The following is a 20,585-nucleotide window of genomic DNA, read 5'->3' on the forward strand; positions in this document are numbered from 1 at the left end:
TCACCCGACTACCAACCTCGGGTGAAGGGGCAACTTCTCAGGTGGAGCCGGAGCACCGGCTCAACCGGCCCCACGGGAGCGAAGGGGGGTCAGGCCACGACCTCGATCGTCGCCCCGGTCGGGTCGACGGCGTAGGCGATCCGCGCGCCGGACTCGTGCGCCTGGTCGAGTGCGTCGAGGACGTCCTGGGTGACCACCTCGCCGGGCGCGACGACCGGGATGCCCGGCGGGTACGGCGCGATGAGCTCCGCGCTGACCCGGCCGAGGGCGTCGCGCATCGCCAGCGTCTCGCGCCGCGCGAAGAAGGCCTCCCGCGGGATCACCCCCATCACCGGGTCGATCCCGTACGCGGCGATCCCGGCGACCTCCCGCGGCTCGCCCCGGTGCCGCCCGATCGACTCGATCATCAGGTCGACCGCCCGCTCGATGTCCGGGCCCTCGTCGGCGAGCGTCGTCATGACCACGACCGTGTCGCGGTTGGCCATCTCCAGCGGCATGCCGGCCGCGATGAGGTCGGCCTCGACATCGGTCCCGTCAGCGCCCGTCCCGGCCAGGACGACGGTCAGCTTGAGGGGGTCCACCCCTTCGCCGTCCACGACGAGGACCCCCTCGACCTCGGCGAGACGCCGCCGGGCCCGGTCCACCGCCGCCAGCGACGTGCCCAGCAGCTGCTCCCCATCCCGGGCGAGCAGCGCCCGCGCCGCGTCCGTGCTCGCGAGGATCGCCCCGGCCGGCGAGGTCGACATCGTCGCGTGGATGCCGACGTCGAGCCGCTCGGCGTCGATCCGCTCGGTGCGGGCCAGGACCAACGCGCCCATCGACATCGCCGGCAGGCACTTGTGCGCACTCGTGACCAGCGCGTCCGCGCCCTGCGCCAGCGCGTGCGGCGGCAGGTCGGGATGGAAGCCGAAGTGCGCCGCCCACGCCGCGTCGACGATCACCGGGCAGTCGGGGGCCAGCTCGCGCACCACCTCGACGATCCCCGCGGTGTCGCCGAAGGTGCCGACGTACGCCGGGTCGGTGAGCAGCACCGCGACGGCATCGGGCGCCTTGGCCAGCGCGGCCCGGACGTTGGCGGGGGTCGTCGGGCGCGGCATCCCGGTGCGGTCGTCGACGTGGGAGGGAAGCCAGACCGGCTCGAGCCCCGCGAGGACCAGGCCGGTGTGCATCGAGCGGTGCGCGGTGCGGCTGAGGATCACCTTCGCGCCCGGGCGCCCGACGGCGATCATCATCGCCTGGTTGCCGTGGGTCGAGCCGCCGACGGAGAGATGGGCGACGTCGGCGCCCCACAGGGCGGCAGCCTTCGCCTGGGCGCTCTCGAGGCGACCGTGGGCGAGGTTGACCGTGTCGACCCCGCCGTGCATCGGGGCGTCACCGGCAACGACGTCGCCGACGAGGTCGTAGCGCTGCTTGTGGCCGGGGATGGTGAAGGGGTGGCCACCCTCTTCGTAGAAGCTCAGCCAGCCGTCGAGCAGCGGCGCGTCGCCGCGCAGGCCGCGGGGGTCGGTCGGCACGTGTGGACTCCTTCGTGTCGGATCCGGGCGAAGGGGGTGAGCCCTCACCCCTTCGAGTCAGTCTGACAGTGACCCCGGCGCTGCGGCTGGCGCGGGTCTCGGGTGGATGGTCGCGTCCGCCGAGCTGGCGGAGGAGAAGTGACGACCTTGGGGCACGCCGCCGGCAACCGCCTCGCCCGGCAACAAGGGGAGGCTCCTCCCCCTTCGCTCGGATCGATCGATGTCCGGCGCTGCGTAGAGTTGCGGCATGAGCGTCGTGCGGATCAATGCCATCACCGTCCCCGAGGACAGCGGCGACGAGCTCGCCGTGCGCTTCGCCGCCCGGGCGGGGGCGATCGACCAGACCGACGGCTTCGAGGGCTTCGAGCTGCTGCGCCCCACCGACGGTCGCGACGTCTGGCTGGTGATCACCCGGTGGCGCGACGGCGAAGCCTTCGAGGCATGGAAGAACGGAGCCGCCTTCGCCAACGCCCACCGAGGCACCCACGGCGAGACCGCGGGCCAGCCGGGGGAGACCAACGGGCACAACACCAAGCCTCCGATGGTCGGGCTCGGCTCGGAGGTCTGGTCCTTCGACATCCCCGATCTTGAGGCCATTCGAGAGCAGCACCACGGCGGCGCGGGACACGGTTCCTGATCGCCGATGTCGCTGCTGCGCAGGGCTGCCCAGGCGCTGCTCGGGGCGGCCATGGTCTACGCCGGGACGGGGCACCTCACCTTCGCCCGTGAGGAGTTCCAGGCGCAGGTGCCACCGTGGGTGCCGCTCGACGCGGACCTGGTCGTCCTCGCCTCGGGGGTCGTCGAGATCGCCGTCGGAGCCGCGTTGCTGCTCACCTGGCGCCAGCCCGCCCGGGCTCTGGTCGGGGTCGCGACCGCGCTGCTCTTCGTCGCCGTCTTCCCGGGCAACGTCGCGCAGTACACCGAAGGTCGCGACGCCTTTGGTCTCGACACCGACCGCGCCCGGTTGACCAGGCTCTTCTTCCAGCCGCTGCTCGTCGCCTGGGCGCTCCTGGCGACCGACGCGATCGGCCAGTGGCGTCGGAGAAGGTCCGCCTGAGCCGACCGTTCGTCTGAGGTTCCCCGGGGATCTGCGATGGCGGGGGTGGGGTTCGCCGACGGCGCGCTCGCCCAGGCCGTGGCCAGGGCGAGCGTCCACCCCTTCGCCCGGCTGCGGGAGGCCGAGCGCACCCGGGTGCTTGGAACGCTCGAGGAGTATCTGCAGACCGGGTCGGTCAGCGAGACTTCGCGGCGGCAGTACTGTCATCGCAACACCGTGCTCAACCGGCTCGCGCGGGTGCGTGAGCTGACCGGGTGCGACCCGACCGTGCCGCGCGACGCCGCGCTGCTGTGCGCCGGCCTCGACCTGCTCGCCCGCGAGACCGGTGGCACCGAGATCCAGGAGACCCAGGAGTGCCCGTGAGCGACCACGACGTGACCGAGCTGCTCGCCGACGTCCGGCGCGGGCGACTTCGCGTGGGGCGCCGCGCGCGGGCAGTCGTCCTGCTGCTGCACGGCGGGCGCGCCGAGGACCGCCAGCCGTCGCGGTGGAAGGACGTCTCCTACCTGCGGATGCTCCCCTTCGCCTGGGACATCACCTGGCGCTCGCGGGGGCGGGTGGCGCCGCTGCTCGTGCACAACACCCACGGCGGATGGGTCGCCCCGTCTGGCAGCGGCGTGGTGCAGGCACGTGAGCTGATCCGCGGGCTGGTCGAGGAGCACTCCCTGCCGGTGGTCGTGCTCGGCCACTCCAGCGGCGGCTGGGCCGCGCTGCGGGTCGCGGCCGATCCGGGTGTGGTCGGGGCGGTCGCCCTCGCGCCGTGGGTGGCGCAGGACGAGCCGACCGCCCACCTCGTCGGGTCGGGGGCGCGAGTGCGGGTCGTCCACGGCGAGGCCGACGAGGTGTGCGATCCCTGGCGGGCGCGGGACTACGTGGCCGCCCTGGCGGCGAAGGGGGTGGACGCCACCTTCGACCTCGTGCCCGGCGGCAACCACGCCCTGCTCGACAAGCCTTGGCGCTGGCACGCCCGCGCCACCCGCGCCGTCCTCGACCTCACCCTCGCCCGGCCCTCCACTTCAACCACCTCCACCGCCTGACCCCCCTTCGCAGATCCCCGGGGAGCCTCAGACGAACGGTCGGGTCAGCGTGCGTCCGGGTTTCGCAGATCCCCGGGGAAGTCTCAGACGAACGGTCGAGTCAGCGTGCGGCAGAGAGGGCCGGGTCGAAGGTGCGGCGCAGTCGAACGGACGTCGCCGCTGCGGCGACGATCATCCGCGCCTCGCGGGTGCGCCCTGCGGAGAGCTCGACCGCTGCGGAGTCGCCCGCTCGGTGCGCCATGAGCCAGTCGTAGAGCAGCCAGTCGAGTGCGCCGCTGACCTCCATCGGGTCCTCGCCGGCGCCACCCCCGTGAACGACCTCGCCGGCAGCCGCTGTGAGCGCCTCCAGCGCGTCTCGGTGCTCGGCGAGACTCGCCTCCTTGTCGACCCCAGAGCTGTCGCTCAACAGCATCGTGAGGGTGGCGGGCAAGCGCAGGCCGTCGTCGGTGAGCACGAGCCAGCGAGCCCCGAGTGCGGCCCGCTCGGCGTCGACCCGGTGGATCCCGGCCTGGCCTCCGACGATGCCGACCGGTGGCTCGTCCAGGGTGCCGGCGAAGGGGGGTGGCCCGGTGAGCCCGACCGCTTCGCGGGCCCGGATGCTCACCAGGACGGCGGTGCCGACCACCTGTCCGGTGCGCACGTCGGGTCGGCGTCCGATGTCGGTGAGCGTCCCGTCCAGGTCGAGACATGCCTGGTCGATCGCGGCGTAGGCGGTGACGAGCTCGGCCTGCTCGCTCGGGTCTGGTCGTCGGCTGCCTCCGAGGGCCGCGCCGTGACGACCGGCAACCTCGACGAGGAGCGCGTCGAGGGTGTCGACACCGGACGGCCCGGCGGCGTGACCCCCACCGGTGAGGCCGCCGCGGGGTCCCGCGTCGCTCATCGAGCGGTCGAGCCCGCGCGGATGGGCAGACCGTCGAGCAGCCACTCGTGCCAGTCGTCCATCCCCTCACCGGTGCGGGCCGAGACCTCGAAGACCGAGGCGCTCGGGTTGACCTGGGCGATGTTGGCGATCAACTCGTCGAGGTCGAGGTCGAGGTGGGGGAGCAGGTCGACCTTGTTGACCAGCACCGCGTCGACGGCGCGGAACATCACCGGGTACTTCAGCGGCTTGTCCTCCCCCTCGGTCACCGAGCTCACCATGACGCGGCGGTGCGCGCCGACGTCGAACTCTGCCGGGCACACGAGGTTGCCGACGTTCTCCACGAGGACGACGTCGAGAGCCTCCAGGTCGAGGCGGGTCAGGGCGCGGGCAACCATCGGCGCGTCGAGGTGGCACTCCCCGCCGAAGCCGTCGCCGGTGTTGAGCAGCGAGATCTGCGCGCCGAGGTCGGCTAGTCGCTCGGCATCGATCGCGGTCTCGATGTCACCCTCGACCACCCCTGCCCGCAGCCCGGCGTCGCGCAGGTGCGCCAGGGTCGAGCGCAGCACGCTCGTCTTGCCCGCACCCGGTGAGCTCATGAGGTTGACGCAGGTGACGCCGGCGGCGTCGAAGGCGTCGCGGTTCGCCTGCGCTGCCTGGTCGTTCTCGTCGAAGATCCGCTCAAGCACCTGCACCCGCTCGGTGCCGGTGGCATAGCCGGAGTGGTCGCCGTGGTCCCCTTCGAGGCTCGCTCCTCGCACCTCAGGGGTTGTGGCGTGGTGGTGGTCGTGGGAGTGCTCGGTGCCGTCGTCGTGGCGGTGGAAGCGGCCCATCAGGTCTCCGTGCGTGAGGTGGTTGGTGCGGTCTGAGCAGGGGGCGAAGGGGGTGCAGGTGCCAGATCCATCGTCGTCACCTCGAACTCCTCACCCGTGGTGACCGTCACTGTGCCAGAGCCGCACGCCGCGCACCGCAGAACGAGCACGTGCTCGACCTCGGTGCTCGCGCCGCACCCCTCGCACGCGAGGGTCACCGGTACGTGGTCGACGACGAGTCGCGACCCGGCCAGCCCCGGGCGGCTCTCGACGACGAGGGTCCAGCAGTACCGGAGCGTCTCGGGCACGACCTGGCGCAGCTGGCCGACCCGCAGGTGGACCGCGGCCACCTCGCGTCCGGCTCGTGCCCCTTCGACGACGCGCACGATGCCCTGGCACAGCGACAGCTCGTGCATCGGCGTACCTCCCGTGGTCGCCTCGATGCTACGACCGGCCTCGGTCGCGGGCCAGGGCGCGGACTGCCCAGATCTCCCCACTTCGCGCCGAGGTGACCCGCGGGTACGACGACACAGGTGAGGCGCCGAGCGCGGCCAGCCCGCAGTTCTGCGGAGGTCGCAGCGGCGGTTGACCCACTCGTGTCGTCCGGCCAGCGACGACCGGGCGAAGGGGGACGGCGACCGCGCGGCGACGGGAGCGACTTCCCCTTCGCCGCGGGTACGAGCCTTGGCAGCTGCGAAGGGGGTGTGTACGAGCCTTGGCAGGTGCGAAGGGGGGTGGGTACGAGCCTTGGCAGGTGCGAAAAGGGGGGGAGGTCAGCGACGGAGAGTCTGCGAGGGGCTCTCACCGAAGCGCTTGCGGTAGCGCACGGAGAAGCTGCCGAGATGGCTGAAGCCCCACCGGGTGGCGACGTCGGTGACGCTCACCCGGTCCTCGCGGGTGGCGGTCATCAGCGCGCGGCGGGTCTCCTGGAGGCGCCTCTCGAGGATGAAGGCGGTCGGGCTGGTGCCGAGGTCCTCGCGGAACCCCGCCTGGATCGATCGCACCGACATCCCGCTCCAGCTCGCGAGGTCGGCCATGGTGATCGGCTCGGCGAGGTGCTGGTCGATGTACTCGATCGACCGGCGCACGGCGGCCCGACCCGACGGTCCGTGCTCGGCCCGCAGGTCCTCGGAGTAGTTCGAGCGGTGGACGTAGAGCAGGGTCGAGACGATGAAGTCCTCCAGCGCTCCGGCGCCGATCCCCTTGCGTACCAGCGACCCGGCGTCGATCACCTCGGCGCTGAGCATGTTCAACGCCGAGGTCCAGCGCGACGCCTCGTGGGTGGTGAGATCGCCGGTGGTCTCGAAGATGATCGGAGCGTCGAGGGAGCGACCGAGCAGTCTGGAGAGGGTGCGCTCGACGGCGTCCCGCTCGATCCGGATGACCATCTGCGGCGAGTCGTGGCCCAGATGGAGTCGCAGGCTGGACCCCGGGGAGACGACGAGGGCGAAGAACGCCGAGAGCTCGGTGGTGCTGCCGTCGACGGTGACCTCGGCCTCGCCGCTGGTCGTCATGTGCACGAGGTAGCAGTCCGCCGAGCTGTGCAGCACGACGTCGGTCGCGACGGCGAAGTCGACGTAGGCCATCGTCACGTCGATCAGGCTGATCCCGTTGACCGCGCAGTGGAACTCCTCGAGGTCGCCCTGCGGGACCACCTCGCAGCGACCGATGAGCTGCGAGGTGACCTCGCTTGCCTCCGCGGCGCTGGTGACGTAGGCGATCTCGCGGTCCTGCAGAGCATTCGGCACGCCACGCGAGCGGATCCGCCGACGGACCGGTGTTGCCGTGCGGTCGACCTGCATGAACCGCAGCCGCGAAAGACGCTCCACTTAGGTCACCCTCACCGGATAGTGCGTGATCAAGATGATGATCTTGCGCAATCCTGATAGTTCGTGCGTCACGACGATAGTTGATCGGGACGCACCCGCCTAGGGTCCATTCACCTGACCTTCGTGGAGGACCCGATGACGCTGACTCCAGATCGCACGGCGGGCCGTGCCGGCGAGCACGCCGCGAGCGCCAGCCCGCCCGCCGGCCAGGCGCTCGCCGCCACGCTGGACGACCCGCAGGTGGTCGCCTCGCTCACCACCATCCTCGAGCACGCCGACCTCCTTGCCGTTCTCATCGAGGGACTCGACCAGCTCGTCGCCCGGTCAGAAGTCATCGGTGACTCGCTGCTCGCCGGCATCGACGAGCTCCGTGACGTCGACACCGGCACGGCTCCGCCGCTGAGCGAGCTGGCCCGGTCGGGGATGAGCCTGGCCTCGGTGCTGCCCAAGGCCGCGCCGGGCATCGCCGCCGCTGCCGAGTCCGGCGTCATCGAGCGGCTCCTCAGCTCCGACATCGCCTCGCCCGAGGCGGTCGAGGGCCTCGCCGTCATCGCCCGCGGGGTCGGGCGTGGCAGCGCCGCGTTCGAGACCGGCCGAGCGGTCGATGCCAGCGGCGTCAGGGGGATCACGCGAGTGCTCCGTGACCCCGACATCCAGCGCGCGCTCACCTACGGCGCGACCATCGCCAAGGCCATCGGCCAGGAGCTCGCTGCGGGGCGAGCCCAGGGCGGAGCCGAGACCACCGGCAACACGACCGAGCAGAGCGCCCGATAGGGGAGAAGTCATGTCATCAGTGCTGTGGTTCCAGGCCGGGGCGTGCTCCGGCAACACGATGTCCTTCCTCAACGCCGAGGAGCCGAACGTCGTCGACCTCATCGTCGACTTCGGCCTCGAGCTGCTGTGGCATCCCTCCCTCGGGATGGAGCTCGGCGACAACGCGAAGAAGATCTTCGAGGACTGCGCATCCGGTGCGCGAGAGCTCGACATCTTCGTCCTCGAGGGCACCGTGATCCAGGGCCCCGACGGCACCGGCGGCATGCAGCACTTCGCCGAGCGACCGATGATGGACTGGATCACCGACCTCTGCGAGGCAGCGAGCATCGTCGTCGCCATCGGCGACTGCGCCTGCTGGGGCGGCATTCCCGCCACTGCACCCAACCCGAGCGACTCGACCGGCCTGCAGTTCCACAAGCGCGAGCGCGGCGGCTTCCTCGGGCCGGACTGGCGCAGCAAGTCGGGCCTGCCGGTGATCAACATCCCCGGCTGCCCCGCCCACCCCGACTGGATCACCCAGATCCTCGTCGCGCTGGCCACCGGTCGCGCCGGCGACATCGCCCTGGACGACCTGCACCGACCACAGACCTTCTTCAAGACCTTCACCCAGACCGGTTGCACCCGGGTGCAGTTCTTCGAGTACAAGCAGTCGACGATGGAGTTCGGCGAGGGCACTCGCACCGGATGTCTCTTCTACGAGTTCGGCTGCCGGGGACCGATGACCCACAGCCCGTGCAACCGGATCCTGTGGAACAGGCAGAGCAGCAAGACCCGCGCCGGCATGCCGTGCCTGGGCTGCACCGAGCCCGAGTTCCCCTTCTTCGACCTCGAGCCCGGCACGGTCTTCAAGACCCAGAAGGTCTCCGGGGCCGTCCCCAAGGAGGTGCCCGAGGGCACCGACCACATCACCTACATGGCGCACGCCGCCGCCGCCCGGATCGCCGCCCCCCAGTGGAGCAAGGAGGACCTCTTCGTGGTGTGACCACGACCAGGCCCGCCTCACCCCCCTTCGCCCGAAAGGACCCCACCCATGACGACCGTCGAGAACCGACCCACCCAGGCCGGCGAGTCCGTCGACCTCTTCGTCTCCCCCCTCGGCCGGGTCGAGGGCGACCTCGACGTGCGGGTCACCATCGAGGACAACGTCGTGACGTCGGCGTGGACCGAGGCGGCGATGTTCCGCGGCTTCGAGATGATCCTGCGCGGCAAGGACCCGCAGGCCGGCCTCGTCGTCACCCCCCGGATCTGCGGGATCTGCGGCGGCAGCCACCTCTACAAGGCCGCCTACGCCCTGGACACCGCCTGGGAGACCCACGTCCCGGAGAACGCGACCCTCATCCGCAACATCGCGCAGGCCTGCGAGACCCTGCAGTCGATCCCGCGCTACTTCTACGCCCTCTTCGCCGTCGACCTGGTGAACAAGAACTACGAGAAGTCCGAGCTGTACGAGGAGGCGGTGCGCCGCTTCGCTCCGTACGTCGGCACCTCGTACCAGACCGGGGTCGTCCTCTCCGGCAAGCCGGTCGAGGTCTACGCGATCTTCGGCGGCCAGTGGCCGCACAGCTCCTTCATGGTCCCCGGCGGGGTGATGTCCGCGCCGAACCTCGCCGACGTCACCCGGGCGACCGCGATCCTCAACCACTGGAAGGACAACTGGCTCGAGGCGAAGTGGCTCGGCTGCTCGGTCGAGCGGTGGATGCAGATCAAGAGCTGGGAGGACATGCTCGAGTGGCTGGAGGAGGACCAGGCCCACTACAACTCCGACTGCGGCTTCTTCATCCGCTACGCCCAGGACATCGGGCTGGACAAGTACGGCGCCGGGGTCGGCAACTACATCGCCCCGGGCACCTACTTCTCCCCGGAGCTCTACACCGACCCGACGATCGATGCCCGAGCCGAGGCGCTCATCGGTCGTGGTGGGGTCTACGCCGACGGTCAGTGGCACACCTACGACCACCTGCGGGTCGCCGAGGACGTGAGCCACTCCTTCTACTCCGGCAGCAGGCCGCTGCACCCGTGGGAGGGCGAGACCAACCCGCTCGACCCCGCCAAGGCGCGCCAGGACGGCAAGTACAGCTGGGCGAAGTCGCCGCGCTACGACATACCGGGCCTGGGTTACGTCCCGCTCGAAGCCGGACCGCTCGCCCGTCGGATCGCCGCAGCCGGACCGGGCCCGGCCGACCACGCCGACAACGACCCGCTCTTCGCCGACATGCTCGACAAGCTCGGCCCGAGCGTCTTCGTGCGCCAGATGGCACGGATGCACGAGGCGCCGAAGTACTTCACCTGGTGCATGGAGTGGCTCTCCCAGATCGACCTGCAGGGGTCCTTCTACTCCAAGCCGGTCGAGCGTGAGTCCGGCAAGGGCTGGGGTGCGACCGAAGCCGCCCGCGGCGCCCTGCAGGACTGGATCGTCCTCGAGGACGGCAAGATCGCGAACTACCAGGTTGTCACCCCGACGGCGTGGAACATCGGTCCCCGGGACGCCGACGGCACGCTCGGACCGATCGAGGCCGCGCTCATCGGCACCCCGATCAAGGACATGAGCGACCCGGTCGAGCTCGGGCACGTCGCCCGCTCCTTCGACTCGTGCCTCGTGTGCACGGTGCACGCCTACGACGGCCGGACCGGCAAGCAGCTCAACCAGTTCGTCATCAACGGCATGGTGTGAGCGTGCCGATGGCTCAGCCCGCACCGTACGAGCTGCTCGACGACGGATTCCCACCACCGACCTGCGAGCTGCTCGTCATCGGCTGCGGCAACATCCTGCGCGGCGACGACGCCGCCGGACCGGTGCTCGTGCGGCGCCTGCACGAGCGCGGGGTACCCGACGGGGTGCGGGTCGTCGACGGCGGCACCGCCGGGATGGACGTCGCCTTCGGCATGCGCGGTGCCGACCGGGTCGTCATCGTCGACGCGGCGGCGACCGGCGCGGCACCGGGCACGACCTACCGCGTGCCGGCCGACCAGCTCGAGGAGGTGCCGGCGCTGAGCACGGTCCATTCCCACAACTTCCGCTGGGACCACGCGCTGTCGCTCGCCCGCTGGCTGCTCGGTCCGCTATGCCCGAGCGACATCACCGTCTACCTCGTCGAGGTCGAGCAGGTCGAGGCTGGTGCGGAGCTGGGCGAGGCCGTGCAGAGCGCGCTCGAGCAGGTCGAGAAGCGCATCGTGGCCGAGCACTACCCGGGGGCGGCGCCGGGGGAGGATCGCGCCGAGGTGCCGCAGGTCGAGATCACCACCGCCGGCAACCTGCACCTGCCCGCGGCGCTCGCAGGGCGCTACTTCGCCAACGATCTGCTGCTCACCCGCCGCGTTGACGACCGACTCGAGCTCGTGCCGGTCCGCGGCGCGGTGGCCGGCGGGCTCGTGCTCAAGCAGCGCAACGCCGCCGGCGACCGGAGCCTGCTCGTCAGCGAGGTGCTCGGCTTCGAGCCGATCAGCGGGTGCTTCGACTTCGAGTGGGACGAGGACCGGCGGGTGGGGCTGATCGACCTCACCCCGGCCCTGAGGGCGGGCGGGCAGCGCGAAGGGGTGAGCGCGTGACCACGTCGCACGACGAGAGAGCCGCGGGAGAGGGTGCGGGCGAGCGCCCGCAGCCGGTGGGGATCTTCTCCCCACCGGCCGGGCTCCTCCTCGTTCCCGGCGACCCGCCCGGCCAGGGATCCCCCTCCGCGGCCGACGACGGGTCGGACGAGGTGCGGGCCTCGCTGCTCCAGGGGCGGCTCCCCGCCACCTGGCCCCCTTCGCTGGAGCCGTTGCGTCTCGCCTTCGCCGGTGACCGGGAGGGCGCCCTGGCCGCCCTCGATGGCATGGCGGCCGACTCGCCACTGTGGCGCTACGACCGGTGGGTGCTCGACCCGGACGGTGGCGACCCGGCCGAGGTCGCCGAGGCACTTCCTCGTGAGCTGACAGCGCTCGTCGGGGTGGTGCAGTACCAGCTGGGCCGGGCCGCGGCGCCGCCGGTGGACCTGCCGGAGGAGACCGCGCCCGAGGTGCGGGCCATCGTGCTCTCGGCACGCGCCGCGGCCTGTCTCGAGGACGAGGACCCGGCGGGGGCGATCGACACCCTGCGCGCGGCGGCCGAGGCCGCCGGCGACAGCTCGCCGGTGCTGGGCGCGATGCTGCGCGGCGACCGGGCCTCGGTCGCCGCCGATGCCGGGTTGGACCTCACCCTGGAGGCGGGCGGCGGGGACACCGTGCACGAGCTGCTCGCGGCGGCCGACGCCCTGCAGGGACGAGACCTCGACGAGGCACGGGCCGAGCTGCTGCTCCGTGCCGGCGGCGTTCGTCAGGAGCTCGCGAGCCACGCAGGCGACCCCGGCGTGCTTCGGCAGCGGCTGCGCGAGGCGATGCAGTGCTACTACGACGGGCTGCAGCTGGTGAGCGAGGAGAGCTCGCCGCAGCTGTGGGCGATGCTCAACCTCAACCTCGCCGCCGCGCAGATGGCGGTGCCGATGCAACGCGCATCGGACCAGCTCCGCCTCGGCGTCGCGACGCAGGCGCTGCGGGCCTGCCGACGGGTCTTCACCCCCGAGCAGCACCCGGCGCACTGGTCCACCGCCACGCTCAACCTCGCGAACGCCCTCGTGTACACCCCGTCCACCCACCAGGGGGACAACCTCGTCGAGGCGGTCGAGCTCTACGAGGAGGTCATCGCCTCCGGCGTGCGCGACGACGACCCGCTCGGGCGGGCGCGGCTGCTCGCCAACCAGGGCAACGTCCTGGCCCACCTCGGCGCCTTCGACCCTGCGCGGACCAAGCTCGTCGACGCCCGGTACCTCTTCGAGGAGCACGGCGACGACGACGCCGTGCGGACCGTCCGTGGTGTGCTCGACGAGATCGCCCGCGCCGAGGTCGGCGACCCCGACGAGGAGCTCGCCGACCTGGCCCGGCAGAGCGAGCAGATGGCGCGGATGCCGCAGGGCGACGGTGCGTACCGGGCCGGCATGGGGGTGCAGGTGCTCGCCGACCTCGAGGCCCAGGCGCCCCCTACACCCGTCGTGACCGTCGTCGACCCGGCCAGCCGTCCCACCCCTTCGCCCGTCGTCGATGGTGCCGATGGTGACCTGGCAGCGGTCCCCGGCTCGGCAGAGAGGGGCGAAGGGGGATGAGCACGGTCGAGGAGACCCGGCAGGGCGGCGCGGGGCCGGCCGGCACGGCCGGTGACGGTCAGGCCCGCGGTGCGGACGAGGTCGCCGCGCACGCGGCGAGACTGGACTCCGCGATGGCGCGGATCGCCGCGCTGGAGGAGTCCGCGCGCACCCCCTTCGCCGACGCCAAGGAGGCCCTCGACGCGCTGCACAAGGCCGGGCTGACGACGATCGTGCGTCGGCTGCGGGACGACGACCGGGGCCGCGAGCTGCTCTACGAGCTCGTCGACGAGCCGGGGGTGCGGATGCTGCTCGCGATGCACGGGATCATCCGCCCCGACCCGATCACCCTGGCCACGAGCGCGATCGACCGGATGCGACCCGAGGTGGAGGACGCCGGAGGGAGGGTCGAGCTCGTCACCCTCGCCGAGGGGGTCGCCACGGTCCGGCTCGAAGGGGTCGGGTCGGGGTGCTCCCCGACTGCGGGTCGGCTGCGGGAGCGGGTGGAGCAGGAGCTGCACGCCGCGGTCCCCGGGCTGAGCCGGGTCGAGCTGGCGCGAGCGCGGCCGGAGCCGACGCTCATCCCGCTCGATCAGATCAGGGTGCGGGCGCGAGGCGGGCACGACGTGGAGCAGGGGCTACGAGAGCAGGGGTGGACCGCCGTGCTGACCGCGGACGAGATATCCGGGGGAGAGGTGCGGTCGGTGACCGTCGACGACGGCGGGCGAGAGGTCTCGCTCGTCGTCGTCAACCGATCGGGGGAGTGCACCGCCTTCGTCAACGAGTGCGCGCATCAGGGGCTGCCGCTCGACGACGGCCTCCTCGACGAAGAGGCGGGCACGCTCACCTGTCCGTGGCACGGGCTCTGCTACGACGTGAGCGACGGTGAGTGCCTGACGCTGACCGGGGGTCGGCTCGAGCAGGTCGACTGCCAGGTCGCTGCCGGGCAGGTCTGGGTGCGGCCCGAGGGCCGTTGAGGCGGGCCGGCCGATGCGCGTGACGATCCTCGCGAAGGGGGATGACGGGTCTGCCGCGACGTCTCGCCCGGTCGAGGTCGACGGGACGGGGTCTCCGGTCGGCGTCGACCCGGGCGACCCGGCGAGCTACGGCGACTGGCTCCCTTCGGTCGTGCTCGGGGCGCCCGCACCGGGCGGGTTGCTGCTGCCGCCGGCCGCTCCGACCGCGTCCTGGATGTACGGGCCGCGCGGGGTGCACCTCGAGGACGACCTCGTCGTCGTGGCCGACACCGGCAACCACCGCGTGCTCATCTGGCACGGACTGCCCGGTGAGGACGGCGCTCCCGCCGACGTCGTGCTCGGCCAGCCAGACGAGCACACCGAGGGCCCCGCCGCTGGGGGCCGGGGAGTGGCCGGGGGGATGCACCTGCCGTGCGGGGTGACCTGCCACGACGGACGGCTCGTCGTCGCCGACGCCTGGCACCACCGGCTGCTCGTCTGGGACGAGGTCCCGACGGCCACCGACACCCCGCCGGACCGTGTGCTTGGCCAGCCGGACGCCGAGTACGCCGAGCCGAACTCCGGCGGCGAGCCGTCCGCGAGCAGCATGTACTGGCCCTTCGGCATCGCCGTGATCGACGGCCGCTGCTATGTCGCCGACACCGGCAACCGGCGGGTCCTCGTGTGGCGTGACGGGTTGCCCGAGCCGGGCCAGCCTGCGGACGTCGTGCTCGGTCAGCCCGACGCGACCAGCCGCGAGGAGAACCGTGGTGGCGAGCCTGGCCCGGCGAGCTTCCGCTGGCCGCACGCCATCGCCGCCGGCGGGCCGCACGGGAGCGGTGGGGTGTGGATCGCGGACGCCGGGAACCACCGGGTGCTCGGCTGGGGCAGCCACCCCGAGCGGGACGAGGGCGCCGACGTCGTCCTCGGCCAGCCCGACATGAGCTCGGCCGGTGAGTTCCCCTACGTGCCCCAGGTCGACCGCTACCGCTTCCCGTACGGCCTGGCCACCCTCGACGGGGCGGTCGCCGTCGCCGACACCGCCAACAACCGTGTCCTCCTCCAGGACGGGCCGGTGCAGCAGTGGCGCCCGCAGGTCGCCCTCGCGCAGCCCGACCTGGCCGCCAACGGGGAGAACCGCTGGTACGAGGTCGCCCGCGACACCCTGTGCTGGCCCTACGGGCTGGCCTGGCACCGCGGGCAGCGCGAGCTGCTGGCCGTGGCCGACTCCGGCAACAACCGGGTCGTCCTCTGGGAGCGAAGGGGGCAGCCGTGACCCCTTCGCGCGTCCAGACCGAGGTGAGGCCGCCGGACTCTGGTGCCGCCGCAGCGTCGGGCATGGCCCAGACGGTCCGCCGACGGCTCGTCGTGCGCGGCGTCGTGCAGGGGGTCGGCTTCCGTCCCCACGTCGCCCGTCTCGCCGGTGAGCTCGGGCTCGCCGGCTGGTGCCGCAACGACTCCACCGCGGTCGAGATCGAGGTCGCCGGACCCGTTGGCGCGGTTGACGCGATGATCGGCCGAGTGGTCGCCGAGGCGCCCCGCCTGGCCCGGGTCGCCCGGGTCGACGAGCTCGACCCGACGACGAGGGAGCTGCCCTCCCCCTTCGCCATCGACGACTCCCAGGACCGACACGGCGAGCTGACGATGATCCCGCCCGACACCGCGCCGTGCGAGCGCTGCCTCGCCGAGCTCTCCGACCCGGCCGACCGGCGCTACCGGCACCCCTTCGTCACCTGCACGCACTGCGGCCCGCGGCTGAGCATCACCCGCGCGCTGCCGTACGACCGGGCGAGCACCACGCTCGCTGACTTCGCGATGTGCGACCGGTGCGCCGCCGAGTACACCGACCCCGCCGACCGGCGCTACCACGCCCAGCCGATCTCCTGCCACGACTGCGGGCCGCGGATCGCGCTGCGCGACGCCGACGGGTCGCTGCTCGCCGAGGCCACCGAGGACGTCCTCGAGCGGACGGTCGCCGCGATCGCCGACGGCCGGATCGTCGCGGTGAAGGGCATCGGCGGGTACCACCTCGCCTGCGACGCTGCGAATGCCGGTGCCGTCGCGGCGCTGCGTGCGCGCAAGCAGCGGCCGAGCCAGCCCTTCGCCGTCATGGCAGCCGACCTCGAGACCGCCGGGGCTCTGGTGGACCTCGGTTGCCCGGAGCTGCTCGACTCGCCCGAGCGGCCGATCGTGCTGCTGCCCGCCCGTGACGGCGCGCCGATCTGCGCCGAGGTCGCCCCCGGGCTCGGGGAGACCGGGGTGGTGCTGCCCTACAGCCCGCTGCACCACCTGCTCTTCGCGTCGACGGCTTCTGGTCGGTCCGGGCCGCGGGCCCTCGTCATGACGTCGGGCAACATCTCCTCGGAGCCGCTGTGCTACCGCGACGAGGACGCGCTCGAGCGGCTGGCCGGGATCGCCGACCTCTTCCTCACCCACGACCGGCCGATCGCCGTGCCGGTCGAAGACTCCGTGCTCGCCTGGTCAGAGCGGACCGGGCCGGTCGCGCTGCGCCGCTCGCGCGGGTACGCGCCGCTGCCGGTCGAGCTGGGCGCCGGTCGACCCGTCGTCATCGCCGCCGGGGCGGAGCTGAAGAACACCGTCACCGTCGTGCGGGACGGCAAGGCCTTCGTCTCCGGGCACGTCGGCGACCTGGAGTCGCTGGCCAGTCGGGAGGCTCACGCTCGGGTGGTCGAGCAGATGCTCGCCTTCCACCGCGCCTCGCCGGGCGTGGTCGCCAGCGACACCCATCCGGGCTACACGTCGCGTGCCTGGGCGCAGGCGCGGGCAGGTGGGTGGGGGGTGAGGCACGTCGAGGTGCAGCACCATCACGCCCACCTGGCATCGCTGGCCGCCGAGCACGGCCTGCTCGGGGAGGACCTCGTCGGTCTCGTGCTCGATGGCACCGGGTACGGTTGCGACGCGACGATCTGGGGCGGTGAGCTGCTACGCCTGCGTGACGGCGGGAGAGTCGCCGACCGGCTCGGGCACCTCGGTGCGGTCCGCCTGCCGGGAGGCGACGCCGGGGTGCGCAACCCGTGCCGCACTGCAGCGCTGGCTCTGCTCGACGCCGGTGTCGAGCTCGACGGGACCGCACCCGGCGATGAGCTGACCGACGCCGAGGCGAGCTATCTGCGTGGGGTCGCCCGCACCGGGACCGGGGCGTCGGTGACGAGCAGCACCGGGCGGCTCGTCGACGTGCTCGCCTCGATCATCGGCGTGCGCCACCGGATCGATCACGACGCCCAGGCCGCGATCGAGCTCGAGGCGAGCGCCGCTCGCTGGCTGCGGGCGAACCCTGGGCTCGGTGGGGTGTGCGGCGACCGTTCGTCTGAGGTTCCCCGGGGATCTGCGAAGGGGGAGGGGGCGGCCGAGGGTGACCGTTCGTCTGAGGTTCCCCGGGGATCTGCGAAGGGGGTGCCGGACCTCCCCTTCGCCCTGGCGCCGGTCGACGACCCCACCACGCCACAGGGCGAGGGTGGTCCCACCCTCGTGCTCGACCCCCGACCGCTGGTCCGGGCCACCGCCGCCGCGGCCCCGACGGCCGATCCCGGGGCGCTCGCCTTCGCGGTGCACCGGGCGATCGCCGCGGGCATGGCCGAGCTGGCCGCCGCCAGTTGCGAACGCACCGGCACGACCACCGTCGGACTGACCGGAGGGGTCTTCGTCAACCGCCTGCTGCTGCACCTCGTGGCGACCGACCTCACCAGGCGCGGGCTCACCCCCCTTCGCCACCGCCTGGTCCCCGCCAACGACGGAGGCCTGAGTCTGGGCCAGGCGGCCGTCGCCTGGCGCACACTCAGCATGGACGAGACCACCGACACCACCTGCAACGACGACTGGACGCCGGCGCTCCCCTCGCCGGCCGTCCGCTAGGAGGCCACCATGTGCCTGGCAGTGCCCGGACGCGTCACCGAGGTCTACGAGGAGTCGGGGACGACGATGGCCTCGGTCGACTTCGGCGGGGTCGGCAAGAAGGTGTGCCTGGCGTACCTGCCCGACATCGAGGTCGGCGAGTACGTCATCGTCCACGTCGGCTTCGCCATCCAACGCCTCGACGAGGAGTCGGCGAAGGAGACCCTGGCGACCTTCGAGCGGATGGGCATCCTCACTGAGGAGCTCGCCGGCCCCGAGGAGCAGGTCGCGCGCGCGGCGCAGGAGGCAGGCCGATGAAGTACCTCGACGAGTTCAGCGACCCCGACCTCGCCCGGGCTCTGCTCGACCAGATCCACGAGGCGACCACCGGGCAGTGGGCGCTGATGGAGGTCTGCGGCGGCCAGACCCACTCGATCATCCGGCACGGCATCGACCAGCTGCTGCCCGACGGCATCGAGATGATCCACGGCCCCGGGTGCCCGGTGTGCGTCACCCCGCTCGCCGTCATCGACAAGGCGCTGGAGATCGCGCGGCGGCCCGAGGTGATCTTCTGCTCCTTCGGCGACATGCTCCGCGTGCCGGGCAGCCGTGACGACCTCTTCACCATCAAGAGCCAGGGCGGTGACGTCAGGGTCGTCTACTCACCGCTCGACGCGTTACGCATCGCCCAGGACGAGCCGGAGCGCGAGGTCGTCTTCTTCGGCATCGGCTTCGAGACGACCGCACCGGCCAACGCGATGGCGGTGCACCAGGCGCGGCGGCTCGGGGTGGGCAACTTCTCCCTGCTCGTCAGCCACGTCCTCGTCCCGCCGGCGATCGAGGCGATCATGGAGAGCCCGAGTTGCCGGGTGCAGGGCTTCCTCGCCGCCGGTCACGTCTGCTCGGTCATGGGCACGAGCGAGTACCCGCCGCTGGCGCAGCGCTACCAGGTGCCGATCGTCGTCACCGGGTTCGAGCCTCTGGACCTGCTCGAAGGGATCCGCCGCACCGTCGTCCAGCTCGAGGAGGGCCGGCACGAGGTGGAGAACGCCTACCCGCGTGCCGTTCCCGCGGAGGGGAACCCGGCGGCGAAGGCGATGCTCGAGGACGTCTTCGAGGTCACCGACCGCACGTGGCGGGGGATCGGGGAGATCCCGCGCAGCGGGTGGCGGCTCTCGCCGCGCTATGCCGACTTCGACGCCGAGCGACGGTTCAGCGTCGAGGGCATCGATACCGCCGAGTCGGCGATCTGCCGGTCCGGGGAGGTGCTGCAGGGGCTGATCAAACCGCCGCAGTGCGAAGCCTTCGGTCGGGAGTGCACGCCGCGCAACCCGCTCGGCGCGACGATGGTCTCCAGCGAAGGGGCGTGCGCTGCTTACTACGCCTACCGCCGGCTCGACCTGGTGGAGGCGGGATGAGCGCCGGCACCCAGCCGAGCGGCGGTCTCGACTTCGAGGGATGGACCTGCCCGCTCCCCCTTCGCCATACGCCTAACGTCGTCATGGGGCACGGCGGCGGCGGGGCGATGTCGGCCGAGCTCGTCGAGTCGCTCTTCGTCCCCGGCTACGGCGAGGCGGCGGCCACCGAGCTCGGCGACGCGGCGGTGCTGCCGCCGGTCGAGGGCCGGCTGGCCTTCTCCACCGACTCCTACGTCGTCAAGCCGATGTTCTTCCCCGGCGGGTCGATCGGCGACCTCGCGGTCAACGGGACGGTCAACGACCTCGCGATGGTCGGAGCGCGCCCCCTGTACCTCTCGACGGCGTACATCGTCGCCGAGGGGACGCCGATGGAGCAGCTCGGCCGGGTCGCCGAGGCGGTCGGGCGGGCGGCGCTCGCTGCGGGCGTCCGTCTCGTCACCGGCGACACCAAGGTCGTCGACCACGGCAGCGGGGACGGGGTCTACATCAACACCGCCGGGGTGGGTGTCGTGCCCGAAGGGGTAGAGCTGGCGGCGTCGCGGATGCGTCCGGGCGACCGGGTGATCGTCTCGGGGGCGATCGGGGTGCACGGGGTGGCGGTGATGTCGTGCCGGGAGGGTCTGGAGTTCGGGACGACGGTCGAGTCGGACTCGGCGGCGCTGCACGGGCTCGTCGCGGACGTGCTCGCCACCGGTGGGGACGTGCGGGTGATGCGCGACCCGACCCGCGGCGGGGTGTCGGCGACGCTCAACGAGCTGGCGTCGGCGTCGGGCACGGGGGTGGTGCTCGACGAGCGGTTGCTGCCGGTGCCCGCCGAAGTGCGCGACGCGTGCGGGCTGCTCGGGCTCGACCCGCTGCAGGTCGCCAACGAGGGCAAGCTCGTCGCGGTCGTCGCCGCCGAGGACACCGACCGGGTGCTCAAGACGATGTGCGCCCACCCGCTCGGGGCCGAGGCGACGGTCATCGGTGAGGTCGTCGCCGACCATCCCGGGGTCGTCGTGGCTCGGACCGGGATCGGGGGCACGCGGGTGATGGACATGCCGATCGGTGAGCAGCTGCCCAGGATCTGCTGAGAGTCTTGGTCCCTTGAGGTTCGAGCGCCAGCGAGCATCGAAGGGCCTGGACGGGGTCGCCGCACCCGGTCCTAGGTCGACGACCCGCCCCCTTCGACCCGGAAGAGGTCACCCGGCTGACACCCCAGCGCGTCGCAGAGGGCGGTCAGGGTGGAGAAGCGGATCGCCTTGGCGCGGTTGTTCTTCAGCACGCTGAGATTGACGTTGGTGACCCCGATCTGGTCGGCGAGCGCGGTCAGCGTCATGCCGCGCTCCTCGAGCAGGTCGTCCAGCGTGCACACCACGCGGTGCGGTTCCTCGACCGGCACGAC

At 72.3% G+C, this 20,585-nt stretch carries 21 protein-coding genes; 15 read left to right on the forward strand and 6 right to left on the reverse strand.

Annotated features, from left to right (window positions below; all coding sequences use genetic code 11):
- Positions 1-89 precede the first annotated feature (89 nt).
- The gene (locus FB557_RS00905; protein WP_144854790.1) at positions 90-1,514 is read right to left on the reverse strand and encodes an aminotransferase class I/II-fold pyridoxal phosphate-dependent enzyme; all 1,425 of its coding nucleotides are present in this window, start codon (positions 1,512-1,514) and stop codon (positions 90-92) included.
- Between the two features lie 247 nt (positions 1,515-1,761).
- Between FB557_RS00905 and FB557_RS00910 the strand changes: the two genes are divergently transcribed.
- Genes FB557_RS00910 through FB557_RS00925 form a run of 4 tightly spaced genes read left to right on the forward strand, consistent with a single transcriptional unit; the run spans position 1,762 to position 3,608 of the window.
- Positions 1,762-2,151: an antibiotic biosynthesis monooxygenase family protein gene (locus tag FB557_RS00910; protein WP_144854792.1), complete on the forward strand. Its 390-nt coding sequence runs from the start codon at positions 1,762-1,764 to the stop codon at positions 2,149-2,151.
- Between the two features lie 6 nt (positions 2,152-2,157).
- Complete coding sequence (locus FB557_RS00915; RefSeq protein ID WP_144854795.1) at positions 2,158-2,571, forward strand: DoxX family protein; 414 nt, start codon at positions 2,158-2,160, stop codon at positions 2,569-2,571.
- 36 nt (positions 2,572-2,607) lie between these two features.
- A complete protein-coding gene (locus FB557_RS00920; protein WP_144854797.1) occupies positions 2,608-2,934 on the forward strand; it encodes a helix-turn-helix domain-containing protein in 327 nt (108 codons plus the stop codon).
- Positions 2,931-3,608, forward strand: a complete 678-nt coding sequence (locus FB557_RS00925) for a dienelactone hydrolase family protein (RefSeq protein WP_144854799.1) — start codon at positions 2,931-2,933, stop codon at positions 3,606-3,608. Before FB557_RS00920 ends, FB557_RS00925 begins: the two co-directional genes overlap by 4 nt.
- A 100-nt stretch (positions 3,609-3,708) precedes the next feature.
- Here the strand turns inward: FB557_RS00925 and FB557_RS00930 are convergent, their stop codons facing one another.
- The 4 genes from FB557_RS00930 to FB557_RS00945 form a co-directional block, all read right to left on the reverse strand.
- Positions 3,709-4,488, reverse strand: a complete 780-nt coding sequence (locus FB557_RS00930) for a hypothetical protein (protein WP_144854801.1) — start codon at positions 4,486-4,488, stop codon at positions 3,709-3,711.
- Positions 4,485-5,300, reverse strand: a complete 816-nt coding sequence (gene hypB / locus FB557_RS00935) for a hydrogenase nickel incorporation protein HypB (protein ID WP_144854803.1) — start codon at positions 5,298-5,300, stop codon at positions 4,485-4,487. The genes FB557_RS00930 and hypB overlap by 4 nt, the downstream gene beginning before the upstream one ends.
- A complete protein-coding gene (locus FB557_RS00940) occupies positions 5,300-5,695 on the reverse strand; it encodes a hydrogenase maturation nickel metallochaperone HypA/HybF (RefSeq protein ID WP_144854805.1) in 396 nt (131 codons plus the stop codon). Before FB557_RS00940 ends, hypB begins: the two co-directional genes overlap by 1 nt.
- A 357-nt stretch (positions 5,696-6,052) precedes the next feature.
- The gene (locus tag FB557_RS00945) at positions 6,053-7,108 is read right to left on the reverse strand and encodes an AraC family transcriptional regulator (RefSeq protein WP_144854807.1); all 1,056 of its coding nucleotides are present in this window, start codon (positions 7,106-7,108) and stop codon (positions 6,053-6,055) included.
- Between the two features lie 135 nt (positions 7,109-7,243).
- Between FB557_RS00945 and FB557_RS00950 the strand changes: the two genes are divergently transcribed.
- Genes FB557_RS00950 through hypE form a run of 11 tightly spaced genes read left to right on the forward strand, consistent with a single transcriptional unit; the run spans position 7,244 to position 20,274 of the window.
- The gene (locus tag FB557_RS00950) at positions 7,244-7,882 is read left to right on the forward strand and encodes a DUF1641 domain-containing protein (RefSeq protein WP_144854809.1); all 639 of its coding nucleotides are present in this window, start codon (positions 7,244-7,246) and stop codon (positions 7,880-7,882) included.
- Between the two features lie 10 nt (positions 7,883-7,892).
- Positions 7,893-8,864, forward strand: a complete 972-nt coding sequence (locus tag FB557_RS00955) for an NADH-quinone oxidoreductase subunit B family protein (RefSeq protein WP_144854811.1) — start codon at positions 7,893-7,895, stop codon at positions 8,862-8,864.
- A gap of 48 nt (positions 8,865-8,912) precedes the next feature.
- Positions 8,913-10,553, forward strand: a complete 1,641-nt coding sequence (locus tag FB557_RS00960) for a nickel-dependent hydrogenase large subunit (RefSeq protein ID WP_144854813.1) — start codon at positions 8,913-8,915, stop codon at positions 10,551-10,553.
- An 8-nt stretch (positions 10,554-10,561) separates the two neighbouring features.
- Positions 10,562-11,428, forward strand: a complete 867-nt coding sequence (locus tag FB557_RS00965) for a hydrogenase maturation protease (protein WP_144854815.1) — start codon at positions 10,562-10,564, stop codon at positions 11,426-11,428.
- Positions 11,425-12,996 (forward strand): hypothetical protein, encoded by a 1,572-nt coding sequence (locus FB557_RS00970; protein WP_211356446.1) that lies wholly within the window; start codon positions 11,425-11,427, stop codon positions 12,994-12,996. The genes FB557_RS00965 and FB557_RS00970 overlap by 4 nt, the downstream gene beginning before the upstream one ends.
- Positions 12,993-13,952 (forward strand): Rieske 2Fe-2S domain-containing protein, encoded by a 960-nt coding sequence (locus FB557_RS00975; protein ID WP_144854818.1) that lies wholly within the window; start codon positions 12,993-12,995, stop codon positions 13,950-13,952. The genes FB557_RS00970 and FB557_RS00975 overlap by 4 nt, the downstream gene beginning before the upstream one ends.
- 13 nt (positions 13,953-13,965) lie before the next feature.
- Complete coding sequence (locus FB557_RS00980; RefSeq protein WP_144854820.1) at positions 13,966-15,207, forward strand: NHL repeat-containing protein; 1,242 nt, start codon at positions 13,966-13,968, stop codon at positions 15,205-15,207.
- The gene (gene hypF, locus FB557_RS00985; protein WP_246074282.1) at positions 15,204-17,804 is read left to right on the forward strand and encodes a carbamoyltransferase HypF; all 2,601 of its coding nucleotides are present in this window, start codon (positions 15,204-15,206) and stop codon (positions 17,802-17,804) included. Before FB557_RS00980 ends, hypF begins: the two co-directional genes overlap by 4 nt.
- Positions 17,805-17,813: 9 nt before the next feature.
- Positions 17,814-18,101: a HypC/HybG/HupF family hydrogenase formation chaperone gene (locus tag FB557_RS00990; protein WP_144854822.1), complete on the forward strand. Its 288-nt coding sequence runs from the start codon at positions 17,814-17,816 to the stop codon at positions 18,099-18,101.
- Positions 18,098-19,201 carry a hydrogenase formation protein HypD gene (hypD, locus tag FB557_RS00995; RefSeq protein ID WP_144854824.1) on the forward strand — a complete coding sequence of 368 codons (1,104 nt, stop codon included), beginning with the start codon at positions 18,098-18,100 and terminating at the stop codon, positions 19,199-19,201. Before FB557_RS00990 ends, hypD begins: the two co-directional genes overlap by 4 nt.
- Positions 19,198-20,274 carry a hydrogenase expression/formation protein HypE gene (gene hypE, locus FB557_RS01000; RefSeq protein WP_144854826.1) on the forward strand — a complete coding sequence of 359 codons (1,077 nt, stop codon included), beginning with the start codon at positions 19,198-19,200 and terminating at the stop codon, positions 20,272-20,274. Before hypD ends, hypE begins: the two co-directional genes overlap by 4 nt.
- Positions 20,275-20,345: 71 nt before the next feature.
- Here hypE and FB557_RS01005 read toward each other — a convergent pair whose 3' ends face one another.
- Positions 20,346-20,582 carry a helix-turn-helix domain-containing protein gene (locus FB557_RS01005; RefSeq protein WP_144854828.1) on the reverse strand — a complete coding sequence of 79 codons (237 nt, stop codon included), beginning with the start codon at positions 20,580-20,582 and terminating at the stop codon, positions 20,346-20,348.
- Positions 20,583-20,585 lie beyond the last annotated feature (3 nt).

Origin of the sequence: Marihabitans asiaticum (assembly GCF_007828725.1) — a bacterium.
GTDB classification, from domain to species: domain Bacteria; phylum Actinomycetota; class Actinomycetes; order Actinomycetales; family Dermatophilaceae; genus Marihabitans; species Marihabitans asiaticum.